13 protein-coding genes are annotated in these 15,761 nt (G+C 29.4%); 1 reads left to right on the forward strand and 12 read right to left on the reverse strand.

Annotated elements, in window-relative coordinates:
• Positions 1-20: 20 nt before the first annotated feature.
• Both dnaG and KPL37_RS05070 read right to left on the reverse strand, forming a co-directional pair.
• Positions 21-1,793, reverse strand: a complete 1,773-nt coding sequence (dnaG, locus tag KPL37_RS05065) for a DNA primase (protein ID WP_216146322.1) — start codon at positions 1,791-1,793, stop codon at positions 21-23.
• A 217-nt stretch (positions 1,794-2,010) separates the two neighbouring features.
• Positions 2,011-3,039, reverse strand: a complete 1,029-nt coding sequence (locus KPL37_RS05070; RefSeq protein ID WP_216146323.1) for a deoxyguanosinetriphosphate triphosphohydrolase — start codon at positions 3,037-3,039, stop codon at positions 2,011-2,013.
• A 213-nt stretch (positions 3,040-3,252) separates the two neighbouring features.
• Here KPL37_RS05070 and KPL37_RS05075 point away from each other — a divergent pair, with 213 nt between their 5' ends.
• Positions 3,253-4,326 carry a CotS family spore coat protein gene (locus KPL37_RS05075; RefSeq protein ID WP_216146324.1) on the forward strand — a complete coding sequence of 358 codons (1,074 nt, stop codon included), beginning with the start codon at positions 3,253-3,255 and terminating at the stop codon, positions 4,324-4,326.
• Positions 4,327-4,444: 118 nt separating this feature from the next.
• Here KPL37_RS05075 and KPL37_RS05080 read toward each other — a convergent pair whose 3' ends face one another.
• The 10 genes from KPL37_RS05080 to yqfC form a co-directional block, all read right to left on the reverse strand.
• Positions 4,445-4,618, reverse strand: a complete 174-nt coding sequence (locus KPL37_RS05080) for an FmdB family zinc ribbon protein (RefSeq protein WP_216146325.1) — start codon at positions 4,616-4,618, stop codon at positions 4,445-4,447.
• A 297-nt stretch (positions 4,619-4,915) separates the two neighbouring features.
• Positions 4,916-7,552 carry a pyruvate, phosphate dikinase gene (ppdK, locus tag KPL37_RS05085; RefSeq protein WP_216146326.1) on the reverse strand — a complete coding sequence of 879 codons (2,637 nt, stop codon included), beginning with the start codon at positions 7,550-7,552 and terminating at the stop codon, positions 4,916-4,918.
• A 315-nt stretch (positions 7,553-7,867) separates the two neighbouring features.
• Complete coding sequence (locus KPL37_RS05090; protein WP_216146327.1) at positions 7,868-8,518, reverse strand: DUF4342 domain-containing protein; 651 nt, start codon at positions 8,516-8,518, stop codon at positions 7,868-7,870.
• Between the two features lie 14 nt (positions 8,519-8,532).
• Positions 8,533-9,291, reverse strand: a complete 759-nt coding sequence (gene recO / locus KPL37_RS05095; RefSeq protein WP_216146344.1) for a DNA repair protein RecO — start codon at positions 9,289-9,291, stop codon at positions 8,533-8,535.
• A complete protein-coding gene (era, locus tag KPL37_RS05100; RefSeq protein ID WP_216146328.1) occupies positions 9,288-10,169 on the reverse strand; it encodes a GTPase Era in 882 nt (293 codons plus the stop codon). The genes recO and era overlap by 4 nt, the downstream gene beginning before the upstream one ends.
• 249 nt (positions 10,170-10,418) lie before the next feature.
• The gene (locus KPL37_RS05105) at positions 10,419-11,117 is read right to left on the reverse strand and encodes a diacylglycerol kinase (RefSeq protein ID WP_216146329.1); all 699 of its coding nucleotides are present in this window, start codon (positions 11,115-11,117) and stop codon (positions 10,419-10,421) included.
• A gap of 61 nt (positions 11,118-11,178) precedes the next feature.
• Positions 11,179-11,679 (reverse strand): rRNA maturation RNase YbeY, encoded by a 501-nt coding sequence (ybeY, locus tag KPL37_RS05110; RefSeq protein WP_216146330.1) that lies wholly within the window; start codon positions 11,677-11,679, stop codon positions 11,179-11,181.
• Positions 11,680-11,736: 57 nt separating this feature from the next.
• Positions 11,737-13,860 carry an HD family phosphohydrolase gene (locus KPL37_RS05115; RefSeq protein WP_216146331.1) on the reverse strand — a complete coding sequence of 708 codons (2,124 nt, stop codon included), beginning with the start codon at positions 13,858-13,860 and terminating at the stop codon, positions 11,737-11,739.
• A 117-nt stretch (positions 13,861-13,977) separates the two neighbouring features.
• On the reverse strand, positions 13,978-15,141 hold the full coding sequence (gene yqfD / locus KPL37_RS05120) for a sporulation protein YqfD (protein WP_216146332.1): 1,164 nt from the start codon (positions 15,139-15,141) through the stop codon (positions 13,978-13,980).
• Positions 15,134-15,418, reverse strand: a complete 285-nt coding sequence (gene yqfC / locus KPL37_RS05125; RefSeq protein WP_216146333.1) for a sporulation protein YqfC — start codon at positions 15,416-15,418, stop codon at positions 15,134-15,136. Before yqfC ends, yqfD begins: the two co-directional genes overlap by 8 nt.
• Positions 15,419-15,761 lie beyond the last annotated feature (343 nt).

Here is a 15,761-nt window from a genome sequence, read left to right on the forward strand (position 1 = left end):
TATAACCTCCTTTCTAAATACTATAATTGTTTTAAATCCTTTTGTAATTCTATAAGTTTTTGAGCAAGTTTTATAGATTCTTCGAGTAAACCTTTTGATTCGTACTGTTTGATTTTATTCATAATTTCTTTTTTCGACTCCTCTAACTTGAATTTTTTCAGTTGTTTTATGCAGTCATTTATAAGTTTTTTATGATCCTCTTCATTTCCAGAGAATTCAATTTCCATAATATTTATCCATTCTTTTGTGCATTCTACATCTTTCTCACACATAGGTTCTATATTTTTTATTTTTTCATCAATTACTAAGTTTTTATACTCAACAATTAATTCATATATACTTTTATGACTTTGAAGTGCTAATTGATCTACAGACATATTTTCTGTAATATAGTTACAATTTTCTTCATTTATAAACATAAACTTCAACAAAGTTCTTTCAGCCTTAATATAAGCTGGCTCTAAATATAATTTTTGTCCAAAATCTTGTTGTATATTCATTTTTTTCATTTTATTTGAACTTTTATTGATTTCTTTGCTTAATAAGTCATATATTGCTTGTTCTTTGATACCTGTATCCTCAGAAACCTTTTTTATATAAACATCTTTTTCAACAGGATTAAGTTCTGCAATAATCTCAGTAACCTTTTTTACATACTGTATTATCATTTCACTATTCGAAAAATTTATTCCATCTGCTGCTCTTTTAAGTCTATAATCTATTAAAGGAAGAGCATCATCTATTAATTTCTGAAAAGCCTGCTTCCCACTATTTTTTATATATTCATCAGGATCCTTTCCACTAGGAACTATAAGAACTCTTAAATCAAAGCCTTCACTTCTTAATATCTCAAGTCCCTTTATAGTTGCAGCCTGCCCTGCAACATCAGCATCAAAAGAAATAATAACTTTATCTACATGTCTTTTCAATAACTTTGCTTGATTAATTGTAAGCGCGGTACCAAGTGACGCAACTGCATTTGAAAAACCATATTGATGAAGTGAAATACAATCCATATACCCTTCTACGATTATTATCGTTCTAGATCTGTTATTTTTAATTACAAAATTTAATCCATAAAGATTTAATCCTTTATGAAATAAGGGAGTTTCAGGTGAATTTAAATATTTAGGTTTCGAATCGTCTAAAACTCTTCCACCAAATCCAATTACTTTTCCCATATAATCAAACACAGGGAACATTATCCTATTTCTAAATCTATCATAATAAGATCCCTTAGGACTTTTAATAATTAATCCTATATTAAGTAAATCTAGTTCGGAGTATCCTTTCTTTTTTAAATATAATAACAACCCATCCCATTTATCAAAAGAAAACCCTAACCCAAATTTTTTCATAGTAGCCTCTGTAATACCTCTGTTAATGAAATATAATTCAGCCTTCTTATCCTTTCTTAAGTTTTCATAAAAATACCTGGCAGCTTCCACGTTAATATTGTACATTTTTTTATACATGTCACGTTGTACATTATTTTCTCCATTGTCCACTTCTATACTAATGTTAGCCCTTTGTGCAAGTATCCTTGCTGCTTCTGGAAAAGTTACATTTCTATCCTTCATTACATAACTAATTACATTCCCAGCTTCCCCACATCCAAAACATTTATAAATTTGTTTTTCAGTAGACACAGTAAATGATGGACTCTTCTCATTATGAAAAGGACAAAGGCCAGTATAATTTTTTCCTGCCTTTTTAAGTTTAACTCTTTCAGATATTACATCCACAATATCATTTTGTTCTTTTATTTTTAAGATGACATCCTCAGCAATCAATATATTATTACCACCTTACTTATATAAGTTCACAATATGTTCTAATTCGACAAATAATCATGATATCCTTCTTTAATTTTACTTTTTTTAATAATAATTATGTCTGCTTATAATATATTCTTGATAAAATAGAAATTTCCTGCATTTTTTTAAATTTATTTTTATTTATAATTTTTATATTATCATTTCTATAAGTTCTAATATTTATTATTATGTTTTAATAAACAATAAGTTTAGGTACATATATATTATTAAAGAGCATTAAGCAATAATCATCACTCATACCGGAAATATAATCTGCTACTCCTATATACAAGCCCTCATCCTCAACTATGCTCTTATAGAAGTCTGGCATAGAAGATGGATTTTTATAGTAGTATTCAAAAACATTCGTCACCACAAATTGTGCCTTTTTTCTTTCTTCCTTTAATATTTCACCTCTATATATATTCTCAAACATAAAATTTCTTAAATCTACTAATGCGTTTCCAACTTCCTCTGTAAGTGATATCCCTATAACTCCTTTATCTAAATTGTTTATTGTATTATGAATACAATCTTTTACTAAAGTGTCTATTCGGTTACCATGATTAGTACCTAATACTTTTTTAGCTCCTATTGGCAACATCTCTTCTGTCAATAACTTTGCCCTTATAGAATCATCAATATCGTGATTTACGTATGCAATCTTATCACTATACCTAACAACTTGACCCTCAAGAGTTGCAGCCTCTCCAAATTTTTTCAAAAGCCCACTATGGTTCAGAATTCCATCTAATACTTCCACACTTAAATTAAGTCCTGCGCCTATTTTTTCTATTTTGGTTAATACCCTAATACTATTTTCATTATGCCTGAACCCTTGTGGCAAAATATCATTAAGCACAGATTCGCCATTATGAGCAAAAGGAACATGTCCTATATCGTGCCCTAAAGCTATAGCTTCTATTAAATCCTCGTTTAAGCCAATACCCCGTCCTATAGTTCTAGCTATTTGTGCAACTTCTAATGTATGTGTTAGCCTTGTTCTATAGTGATCACTACTTGTCTTTATGTATACTTGAGTTTTATGCTTTAGTCTTCTAAATGATTTACTGTGTATTATCCTATCTCTGTCTACCATATAACAAGTTCTTACATCATCTTTCTCTTCTAATCTTTCGCGTCCCTTTGAATTTATGGATAACGCGCCATATTTTATAATGATACTTTTTTCATTAGTTTCTATTTTACTTCGAATATTCATAGATTCCCTCCTAAATTTAAAAGTATCTCTAAACTATTTATTTTATTTCTTATTTAGGTATCTTAAATAAAGTCTATCAAGTTTAATTTTAATTTAAAGTCATACTAGTTAGTATTCTACAACTTAAATTAATTTCCCTTTTTTTACGTTAAACGTATATTATTTATATTTTATTAATATTCTAATAATATAATAATTTTTAGGAGTGTTAAGATGCAATCTACAGCTAAAAAAATTAATAACATAAATTTGTTATCCGGAGAAAATGTAAAAAAGAACATTCTACCTCAATATGACTTATCTAACGCAGATATCACACAAATTAAATTTAAAGATACTGATAAACAAAGAGCTGTATATAAAGTAGAATACCTTGAAAAATGTTATTGTCTTAAAAAAGTTTATTACTCTATTAAAGATTTATTATTTGTGTACTCAGCAATAGAATGGTTATATAGAAACAATATTCATGTACCACGAATCCTGAAAACAAAAAATAACAGTAGATTTGTTAATTACAACAATATGTTATTTATACTCACGCCCTGGATTAATGGTATAAAATGTGATTACGATAATATCGATCATATATTAGTATGCAGTACGAATCTAGCAAATATGCATAGAGTAAGTATTAATTTTAAACCTATATGTGGTAGTTCCTCAAAAGAAGACTATAGTCCTTTGGGACCTTCCATATATAAACACTACGAAAGCCTTCTTAATTTTTCTAATTTAGCTTATAAATACAATGATGCCTTTTCAAAATTATATCTTGAATATTTTGAAACAAGTAGTAAGCTTGCTAAGTGTTCTGCAAACATTGCTTATGATTTAAATCTTAATAATCTTACAAAATCATTGTGTCACCTCGATTATGTTAACAAAAACATTATTTTTGACACTAATAATGAAATATGGGTAATTGATTTTGACAAGTGCAGAAATGACTATTGCGCGCATGACATTTCATATTCATTAAGAAGGCTACTTAAAAGAGACAATACAAAATGGGATTTAGAACTCGCCATAAGTTTTCTACAATTATATGATAAAATTCTACCTTTAACCTTGGATGATTATAAATATATTCTTGTTTATTTAGCTTTTCCACAAAGGTATTGGAAAATATCAAGAGATTATTATGGTAACATTAATAAGTGTAATAAAAAAGCCTTTTTAAATTTACTAAATAATGCAACTAATAAAAACGACTATCAATTAGACTTTGTTCAAAAGTTTAAATCCTATATTGAAAATAAATTTAATATAGGATTTAAACTATAAATAAAGCATCTCCTTGGTCGCTGAAGTATTCTCTCCTGTAATATTTTTACCATATATAATAACACCGTTAATAAATTTATTAACGGTGTTATTATAATTGAGAAAGTCATTTTAGCATCTACTTGTTTATTTTTCCACAAAAACCACTGCAGTTAATCTTGAATTTAGGTACGCTATATATTCTTCTAACGTCTGTATTCCCACATTCACATTTAATCTCTATATCCTCATTCATACCTTTTTCAATGGTGAATTCATTATTACATTTATTACATTTATATGTATATGTCAATTTCTTCACCTCTTATTTACTGTTATATTATCATATCCATCTACTATATTTAATAATAAGTCATATCTTTTATTATAACAAGTTTAACAACATTTTGAAAGCTTCAAGTCTGCCATCTTTTATAAGTGGCAATTCTCTAGCCTAGTAAAATTGCTTTGGTAGCAGTCTAAATCCGCTTCCAAAGTTGTTAATATTTCAGCGACCCAGGAGATGATTTAATTGAGGCTTTGTACTATTATATAATAATAAAAAAAGGGTATTGCACTTGAAATCAAGTTACAATACCCTCTTTTAATACTATTTTTTTCTTGGATTATTTATCTCTGCTTGAGCAGCTGCAAGTCTTGCAACTGGAACTCTAAATGGTGAACATGATACATAATTAAGTCCAACATTGTGGCAGAATTCAACTGATGATGGATCTCCACCGTGTTCTCCACATATTCCGAGTTTTATATTTGGTCTAGTCTCACGTCCAAGGTCAGCTGCCATTTTAATAAGTTTACCTACTCCTACTTGATCTAATTTTTGGAATGGATCAAATTCATAAACTTTCTTTTCATAATAATGTTTTAAGAAATTGGCTGCATCATCTCTCGAAAAACCAAAAGTCATTTGAGTCAAATCATTTGTTCCAAATGAGAAGAACTCTGCTTCTTTTGCTATTAAATCAGCTGTAAGTGCTGCTCTTGGTATTTCAATCATTGTACCAACCATATATTTCAAATCAATGCCCGATTGCGCTATTATTTGATCAGCTACTCTTACTACTATATCTTTAACAAATTTTAATTCCTTAACGTCTCCAACTAAAGGAATCATTATTTCTGGAACAATATTATATCCTTTTCTAGTCTTAACATCTATAGCTGCTTCAATAACAGCCCTAGTTTGCATCTCTGCTATTTCTGGATATGATACTGCAAGTCTACATCCTCTATGTCCCATCATTGGATTAACTTCATGCAATGATTCAACTGTAGCCTTTAACTCCTTAAAAGTTATTCCCATATCTTTTGCTAAATTTTTTATATCTTCATCAGCATGTGGTAAAAATTCATGTAGTGGTGGATCTAAAAATCTTATTGTAGCTGGTTTTTCCTTAAGTTCTTCATATATTCCTACAAAGTCACCTCTTTGAATTGGTAATAATTTATCTAATGCCACTCTTCTTGATGCCTCATCTTTAGCAACAATCATTTCTCTTATTAGCATAATCCTATCAGAGTCAAAAAACATATGCTCTGTTCTACATAAACCTACGCCCTCAGCTCCGTATTTCACAGCTTGAGCAGTATCTTTTGGAGTATCAGCATTCGCTCTAACTTTAAGACTTCTTACTTCATCTGCCCATCCCATAAATATTTCAAAGTATCCATTGATCTCAGGCTCAACTGTTTTAATTACTCCAGCATATACATTTCCTGTACTTCCATCCATAGAAATAAAATCACCTTCATGATACACTGTTTGTCCAATTTGGAAACTTTTAGATTCTTCGTTTACTTTTAATTCAGAACAACCAGCAACGCAGCATGTTCCCATTCCTCTTGCAACAACTGCCGCATGAGACGTCATGCCACCTCTTACTGTTAATATACCTTCTGCAGCAACCATGCCTTCAATGTCCTCTGGTGAGGTCTCAAGCCTTACTAGAATAACCGATTCCCCAGCCTCATGTCTGATTTTTGCCTCCTCAGCAGTAAAGTAAACTTTTCCACATGCAGCTCCAGGAGATGCTGGCAATCCTTTAGCTATTATCGTAGCTTCCTTTAATGCAACTATATCAAAATTAGGATGAAGTAATGTATCCAATTGTTTTGGATCAACTTTCATTAAAGCTTCTTTCTTTGTTAGCATTCCTTCTTCAACAAGTTCTACTGCAATTTTGAGTGCTGCTTGCGCAGTTCTCTTACCACTTCTTGTTTGCAAAAAGAATAATTTTTTATCTTCAATTGTAAATTCCATATCTTGCATATCTTTATTATGTTTCTCAAGAGTATTAACAATAGTCATAAACTGTTCATATACTTTTGGCATATCTTTTGCAAGTTGTGATATATCTTTTGGTGTTCTTATTCCTGCAACAACGTCTTCACCTTGAGCATTCATTAAGTATTCCGCAAATATTCCTTTTTCTCCAGTAGATGGGTTTCTCGAGAAAGCAACACCTGTCCCTGATGTTTCACCTTTATTACCAAACACCATTTCTTGAACGCTTACAGCTGTTCCCCAGTCCCCTGGAATATCATTAAGTCTTCTATATACATTAGCACGAGGATTGTCCCAAGATCTAAATACTGCGGATATAGCCTCTATTAATTGTATCTTTGGATCACTTGGAAATTCTACGCCTTTTTCTTCTTTATAAAATTCTTTAAATTGTATTACTAGTTTTTTAAGATCATTCGCATCTAATTCTGTATCGAATTTTACACCTTTTTCTTCTTTTATCTTGTCCATCATATTTTCAAAATTTCTTTTTTCAACGTCCATAACAACATCAGCAAACATTTGAATAAATCTTCTGTAAGAATCATAAGCAAATCTCGGATTATTCGTTAGCTTTGCCATAACTTCAACAGTTTTATCATTTAATCCCAGGTTTAAAATTGTATCCATCATACCGGGCATCGATGCTCTTGCTCCAGATCTAACTGATACAAGTAATGGGTTTTCTAAACTTCCAAATTTCTTACCTGTAAGGTTTTCTAGTTCAGTCATCTTAACATAAATTTCACTAATAACTTCAGGTGTTATTACCTTTCCATCTTCATAATATTTATTACAAGCTTCAGTAGTAACTGTGAATCCCTTTGGAACTGGAATTCCAAGACTAGTCATATCTGCAAGATTCGCACCTTTTCCACCCAAAAGATTTTTCATTGAAATGTTACCTTCACTAAAATGATATACGTACTTTTTCTTTTCCATTTGCACACAACTCCTTCGATTATAATTAATATATGATAATGGTTGTAATATACCCCCTTAGCAACGATCACCACCATTGAAACTCATTACAATTCCCAAAAATGGTATATATTTGAATCAAAACGTTTGCATCCTTTGATAATATGCTAAAATTTCACATACCATTTGTAACATTATACCACGTTTTCAGTTTGAATGTAGGCCTTTTTAATCTCTTTTTTCGTCATCATTATTACATTTTCAACTTTTATAAAGCCAGCAACTAATAGCTGCTGGCTTTATAAAATAAAAAACTAAAATAAAATTATTATATTGTTATTCTTCTTCTTTAGTATTTTCATTTTCTATATCTTCTTTTTTGTCTTCTTCTTTATCTTTTTCTTCAAACTTTACAGTATATTGGTATACATTGTCAGTATTGCTATCTTTATTCTCTTTGTTATCTTTATTACCTTTGCTAAAACTATCTTTTGTTTCATTGTATTTTTCTTTTACATCCTCACCCATATCGTTCATCTTGTTTACTACGTCATCAACAGTATTTTTAATTATAGTATTAATTATTTCTACACTACCATCTGCTTTAGTTATTTCTATAGTAACCTTTGTTACTACAGCTGCAAATATACCTATACCTAATAAATAAGGTATACATAATCCAACTATGCCCACTGCAATGCCAGCATTAACAGGGATATCTATAACAACTTTATCATCTTTTTTAATTTTTATTCGTGTCACATTGCCTTTTCTTGCTATCTCTTTTATCCATGTTAAAAACTCATCCTTAGTAGTATACATTTCATCCATATTAAATTTAGCTGATTTTTTTTCTTTTGCTTCAATATAAATTAAAGCATCAACTACATTACCATCACATTCTTCTAGTGCTTCCTTAGCATCAGTATATGAGACTCCTGTTCGTTCCTTAATAATATCAATTTTTTCAAGTGTAATTTCTTCCATTAAAATCATCCTCCTTAAAATTTTGTTAAGTAATCAAACATTTCTAAACTTTTTGGCTTTCTTGTATAGTTTTGAGAAATAATAAGCGACAAAATTTTATATAATTCAAGCTTTGATGTTTTAGATACAATAATTCTATTAATTTTATCCATACCAAAGTTATTTAAGAATTTTAATGTATTATATGTGGGATTTGATATATATATACTATTTAATTTTTCACACTCGCTGCATATTGGACCATAAGATACTAAATCTATATAATTCGAGATAGTTATTTTTTTTCTACATCTTACGCACTTATCAAAATTTAATTCATACCCTGTTGCTTTTAAAATTCTTATTTCAAATGCTCTTGCTAGAATCTCTATATCCATAACATCATTTTTAATAAAATAAAAAGCAGTAACTAAGTCTTTAAAGAGTTCTTTATGAACCTCATCATTCTCAAGTGTTATATCAATTAATTCATTAAAATATGATGCGTACGTAATTGTATCCAAATCCCTTAGTAATTGCTGAAATGAATCTATAATTGTAACTTCATTTATTGTATATAAATTTCTTCCTTTAAAAAGCACAAATTCACCATAACAGCAAGGTAAAGTGGATGATATATACCTACTTTTACTTTTCCTTGCACCCTTTGCTATAGCTGTTATTTTACCAAAATCTTCAGTAAATAACCAGACTAACTTATCATTTTCTTTAAACTCTTGTGTTTTAATGACGATAGCTCTAGTTTTTATAATCGACAGAAGATCATCCCCTATTTATATCCAAGTTCCTTCAAGATACTTGAAGTATCTCTCCATTCTTTCTTTACCTTAACCCACAATCTCAAATGTATGTTTTCTCCTAATAATTTCATTATGTCTTGCCTTGCATAAGTAGAAATTTTCTTTAATGTTTTTCCACCTTTTCCGATTATTATACCCTTATGAGAATCTTTTTCACAAAATAAGTTAACTTCAATATTGTAAATTTCTTTTTTATCTCTTTTCATAGAAATAATTTCTACTGCTATTCCATGAGGCACTTCTTGCGATAATAATTTTAGGGCTTTTTCTCTTATGATTTCAGTAATAATAAATCTTTCTTGTTGATCTGTAATCATATCTTCTGGATAATATAAAGGACCCTCTGGCATATTTTCCTCTACAAGTTTTGTAACTATATCGATATTTTTTCCTTTTATTGCAGCTATTGGTATTATTTCTTTAAAGTTAAAATACTCAGAATATCCTTGAACTGTTTTAGCCACTCTCTCTTGAGTGTTCTCGTCTATCTTATTAACTAATAAGAATACTGGAATTTTAGTCCCTCTAAACTGTTCAAGAATATGCTTATCACCCATCTCAATTTCATCACCAGGTGTAGTTATAAATAATATAACGTCTACTTCACTGGCAGATTGTTTTGCTACCTTAACCATATATTCTCCTAGTTTATGCCTAGGTTTATGCATACCTGGAGTATCTACAAATATTATTTGAGATTCCTTGGTTGTTAAAATAGTTTGTATGTTATTTCTTGTAGTTTGGGGTCTACTAGATACAATTGATAATTTCTCCCCCATTATATAATTTATTAATGTAGATTTTCCTACATTAGGCCTTCCAATAATTGTTACGAATCCTGATTTAAACATATATCCTCCTTATTTTATCTTAAGTAAATAGTTTCTATTTCTATCTTACTTTAATAAATTTTCTTTTATACAAACACCTGATCATACAATATATTATTAATTTGATTAATTATATGATTTTTCCATTTTTCATTAATATAATATGAATATTCTTAACCTAAAAATCATGTATAATAATTATATCACTAAATATTAGTATTTCAATATTATTATATTTAGATTGCTTGTCATTATCAATAAATAAAGTTATCATCCTAAAATTTTAAATAGTAACAATGTTAATAATGTACCAAAAATACCACCAAACACAACTTCTAAGACGGAATGAATTTCTGAATCAACCCTACTTTGTGCAACAATTAGAGCTATAAAATAGGATAACACCATAATTAAAGGTTCATTAGTTAATAATGTTATAGTTGTTGCCACTGAAAACGCTATAGTACTATGACCACTCGGCATACCTCCCCTAAGTGGAGTTCCTTCACCATATATTGCTTTAACTACAACAGTTGCAATACACACTATTACAAGTATAAAAAAAATCATGTGAGTATCAGATCTTTTTATTTTGAGCATTACTGTTTTATTAAATGGAGTGACTCTATCCCAAAATATTATATAACCTACTAAAACTGAATTTATAGCAGTTACAAGCACTGCTCCGGCCGCCACATTTTTAGCAATTTTAGCTAGTGGATGATAGAAATTTGTTGTGGCATCTATTGCACATTCTACTGCGGTATTTATCATTTCAGCCACTATTACGAGTGTTATAGTTATAGTAATAATTAAAAGTTCTATTTTTGATAAGTCAAAAAAAAACGTGGCAGTAAGTACTAATATAGTAGTTAACATATGTATTTTCATATTTCTTTGTGTACGAATTGAGTATATAATCCCTTCAATTGCATAATTAAAACTATCAACTAATTTCTTTACTTTCATACTTAACCACCTTTAACGATATTCTCTAAAGTAAGGCACACGAACATAACCCTATTGTAATTTATCTGGTTAAACTAAAATTGTTTAATATTTCTTCTTCCCTCTTTCTCATAACTTTTTTTTGAGTTTCCTCCATATGATCATATCCAAGTAAATGCAAAACTGAGTGCACTGTTAGATAGGCACATTCACGAATGAAGGAATGTCCAAATTCTTCGCTTTGCTCCTTTGATTTCTCAAGTGACAATGCAACATCACCAATTACTAACTTATCATCGTATAAATCACTTTGATCAAATTTATAATTTATATACACCTCTTTAAAAACCTTGTTCTCTGGATAGTTTAACATTGGGAAAGATAACACATCTGTAATTTTATCTATTTCCCTATGTTTTTTATTTATTTTCCTAATCTCTTCATTATCTATAAATATAACACTAACTTCATTATCTACAAAGAGTTTTTCCTCAATAAGTGTATACTCGATAACATCTTTTATTACGGTTTCAAGTTCCTTTGTAACTTCAATCTTATTTTGCCTATTATCAATTAAAATCATACTTATTTTCACTCCTTTACTTGTTCTTTTTAATCATAAACTAAGTTTTTTATTATTCTAGTTTATTTTAATTTGCTCCTTATTCTCAATAGCCTTACCATTTTCCCATTTGTCTAGTGGATATTCTATTCTGTCATGATATATCCCTGAAAGCACTTTTAGAAATGATTTTCTTATCTTTTCTAAATCTTTTAAAGTTAAATCGCAATTATCCAATTGTCCATCATTAAGCCTAGCTTTTATTAAATTATTAACCATTTCCTCTATTTTACCTTTAGTAGAATTGGGAATTGATCTTACGGCCGCTTCAACTGCATCCGCAAGCATTATAATAGCCGCTTCTTTACTTTCGGGATTAGGCCCCTTATATCTAAAATCTTCTTCTTTAATTTCATCTGGATTTTCACTAGAATTTTTCATAGTTACATAAAAATACTTAACTAGAGTTGTGCCATGGTGTTGCACTATCACATCTTGAATGACCTTAGGTATTTTATATTCTTTTGCAAGCTCTAGTCCATCCTTCACATGAGAAATAATTATAAGTGTGCTTAAATTTGGAGTTATTTTATCATGTGGATTATCATTTCCTAATTGATTTTCTTTAAAGAAATAGGGTCTCTTTATCTTGCCAATATCATGATAATATGCACAAGTCCTTGTTAAAACAGGATTTGCTCCAACTACTTCCGCTGCAACCTCTGATAAATTAGCTACAAGTACTGAATGATGATAACTACCTGGTGCTTCTAATAGTAGCCTCTTTAGTAGAGGATGGTTCGGATTCGACAGTTCCAAAAGTTTTACTGTTGTTACTATATCAAAAAAGCTCTCAAAGAATGGTAAAAAACCTATAGTAAGTGTTCCAGCTAATAGACTTGCTATGTAAACCAGTCCTGCTTTTTTTAATACCTCCATTATGCTATTACTAAGCAAAAAACCCATTGAAAGATACATAACCAAATTCACCATTGCAATGTATAAAGATGAATATAATATATCATTTCTTTGTTGCATTTTCTTAAGTAACATAACTCCTGCAATAGAGTTTAGTACAGCAAGTATTGTAATTTCAAAGTTAAAATTAACTGCAACACTAATCAAAATACAATTAAGAATATTTAAGGCTACGGATACTTCATCATTACTTAAAATGGACATAAGCATAGGCACGCAAGCTAGAGGAATTACAAATATTGAAATTATGCCTAGAACCCTTGCAAGCAATATCGCAATTATGCTAAGAATATTAAGCATAATTAATTTTTTTGTATCATAATAAATTTCTGGATGGTACTTGTATAAATAGAACCATTGAATCAGAACTACAAAACAAACAAGTGCCGCTAAACTTAAGTATAATGACAAATCAAAATTATTTGTATTGTCTAGAAGCCCTAATGATTCAAGTAATGACATTTGTTCAGATGTTATTGGTTCCCCCTCTTTTACAATAATTTGATCTTTCTTAATAATAACCGGTTTAACGTTCTTTTCAGCTTCTTTAATTGCCACATTCGTACTTGCCTTATCATATATTGTATTAGGACGAACTTCTACATTTGCAATGGCTATTCCTATTTCTCTTATATCCTTAGGAAAATTCGAGTTTATAAAAGCTGTTGCAATCATACCCTTTGCCATAACAATTTCTTCAGGCTTATTTTCATTAATTGTAGTTATATTATAAATTGTCGTCATTGTTTTTTTAATAAATTTTTCTAATTCATTTGCTTGTTTAAGTTCTAAATTTATTAAAAACTGATAGTTTTCATAACTAAAATTAGAAATCGGATTACTTTTTTTTAGTAATGTTATTTTCTCCTTTTCTAATGCTACTCTTCCAGCTGAGTCTTCATTATTAACATCACCAGCATTTAACTTACTTACTGTAGAAAATAACTTATCTATATTCTCTATAGCCTTTTCATTAACGGGAACTTTTATTGTTTGTTTTTCTACACCTTCTACAGCCTTTTTTATATCATTTTTTGTAGAGAGTTCGTTTTCAACTTCTCTTGGAGCTTTTATATCTACCTTTGCAATATCCCCAACATTTAAAGTGTACTTTTTAGGAACTAAAGCTGTTACTAAAATTGAATACATTATAATTGTCGTAACTATAAAAATTAAATACGGCTTTGTCTTCTTGAACTTTATAAGTTCCCTAATATTTCTCATACCCCCATACCTCACCTTTTCTTCTAAAGTAAATTAAATCATCTCATGGGTCGCGAAACAGCTCTGCAAGAGATTCATATATCAATTTTTATTTCTGTTTTAATATAATACTGCTTTTCATTGTACTGTTTTTTTAGATTCACTAATTTTTTCGGCTACTATACCTGCCTCCCCTGCAATATTTTCTTCAGCAAGAACCAAAACTCTTATAGAATACTTATCATTTTCTTTTTTTACACTTTCTATTTTGTTTATTATCTTTACACTTTTATCTAACTTTCTCAAAATGTTAGAATATATTTCATACTTTGTTTTAGTAACATCCGCAGGTATATTTTTTACTTTAACTTCATAATAGATTTCTTTGTGTACAAACTTATTGTTATTTTCTATTTTATCATAAGTTTTATATGGATTTAAGCTATTTTTAAGATAAACTTTTTTATTTCCTAATTTAATGTAAAAATTACTAATAATGTTCCCTGTTTTCACCCTTGTTACCTTGGTTATTGGGACTTCTTTAATCTGCTCATAAAAAGTTCTTGCTATAACTTCACCTTTCGCATGTACAGGGTAAACACTCCCTTCTTTGCCTTGCTCACCATTAACTAATATATCACCCTTTTGCACGGCGTCGCCATCTTTCACAATGGCTGTACCATCCGTCGTATATACCCTAGCTACTATACCATCTTTAGTCGCTATTAAATTACAAGGGGTTTTATTGCTAACTATAATAGGTGGAGACTGCCTTTCTATTACATCAACTTTTAGCTTCACACCATCAATTCTTGCTTTTACCCACATTATTTCATCATTACTTCTTAAGATTTTGCTTTCAATATCATAAACATCTACGTTTTTCTTTCTAATTCCTGGCATTACGCCAAATCCTTTAATTTGATTTCTAAGCTCATATGGACTTATATAGTTTTCTGTATTAATTTCTATATTCCATACAAACGTAGATAAATAATATATTATACTACCAAATAATATTATTCCAACTAAAAGAGCAACTCGACTCCTTAATTTTATTATAAAAAAGGACATTCCACTTCGGCCTACAATTTTAACTCTAGTACCTGTTCTTTTTGCAACTTTACTAATTTCACCATAATTACTTAGTTTTACATCTAAAATAACAGTTGTTATATTAATCTTTCGTATATTTTTTACTACAACATCATTTTTCCATAATAAATTTATAAATTTTTCTGGAATTAATGATTGGATTTCCATTGTGACGATACCTTTTTTATATTTTTTAAAATTATTCATGACATTCATACACAACTGATTTAAAATTACCACTTAAAGTTATTGTGTTTCCCCCTATAAATAATATTTTAAAATTTTTTCCATATATCGAAATCGGCCCCACGTTAGAATTTATTTTTATTTCTTCTTCTTCAAATATTACTATTCCTTTATGGTTTTCTATATTAATTTCATTATTTGCCAAAATAGTAATTTTGGGTAACCCTAATAAAATATCTCTTGGCAAATCTAACTTACTTGCAATAACTTCTCTTGTTTTATAAAATTTATTATCCATACATTCACCTCACAAAATACTTCATATTAAATTTATGAAAAAAATGTCTAATAAATAACCGTTTATAAATTATTTTAATGACATTTCAGAAGGAAAGTTTCCACGTCTATAAGTAGGCGTTAACTACCCTTGCAAAAATAAAACTTCAGTAAGAGACCAAATCTCCTTCTGAAGTCATTAATATGCAGCTCCGAAGGAGATGATTTAATAAATCGAGTAGGTAAAAGTCGGTAATAAATTTCCGACTTCTTTCCTCTCACAGAACCGTACGTGCGGACCTCGCATACGGCTCCTGGCAAAACTAAAAATTATTTATTCATAATAATTTGACAAGACACCGACC

Source organism: Clostridium frigoris (genome assembly GCF_018861865.1).
Classification (GTDB): Bacteria; Bacillota; Clostridia; order Clostridiales; family Clostridiaceae; genus Clostridium_AD; species Clostridium_AD frigoris.

Excerpts from the sequence above, each read along its gene's own strand:
- KPL37_RS05115 (WP_216146331.1), bottom strand. The coding sequence starts at position 13,860 with ATGAGAAATATTAGGGAACTTATAAAGTTCAAGAAGACAAAGCCGTAT.
- KPL37_RS05070 (WP_216146323.1), bottom strand. The coding sequence starts at position 3,039 with ATGAATATTCGAAGTAAAATAGAAACTAATGAAAAAAGTATCATTATA.
- yqfC (WP_216146333.1), bottom strand. The coding sequence starts at position 15,418 with ATGGATAATAAATTTTATAAAACAAGAGAAGTTATTGCAAGTAAGTTA.
- ybeY (WP_216146330.1), bottom strand. The coding sequence starts at position 11,679 with ATGATTTTAATTGATAATAGGCAAAATAAGATTGAAGTTACAAAGGAA.
- KPL37_RS05090 (WP_216146327.1), bottom strand. The coding sequence starts at position 8,518 with ATGGAAGAAATTACACTTGAAAAAATTGATATTATTAAGGAACGAACA.
- KPL37_RS05075 (WP_216146324.1), top strand. The coding sequence starts at position 3,253 with ATGCAATCTACAGCTAAAAAAATTAATAACATAAATTTGTTATCCGGA.
- ppdK (WP_216146326.1), bottom strand. The coding sequence starts at position 7,552 with ATGGAAAAGAAAAAGTACGTATATCATTTTAGTGAAGGTAACATTTCA.
- era (WP_216146328.1), bottom strand. The coding sequence starts at position 10,169 with ATGTTTAAATCAGGATTCGTAACAATTATTGGAAGGCCTAATGTAGGA.
- KPL37_RS05105 (WP_216146329.1), bottom strand. The coding sequence starts at position 11,117 with ATGAAAGTAAAGAAATTAGTTGATAGTTTTAATTATGCAATTGAAGGG.
- yqfD (WP_216146332.1), bottom strand. The coding sequence starts at position 15,141 with ATGAATAATTTTAAAAAATATAAAAAAGGTATCGTCACAATGGAAATC.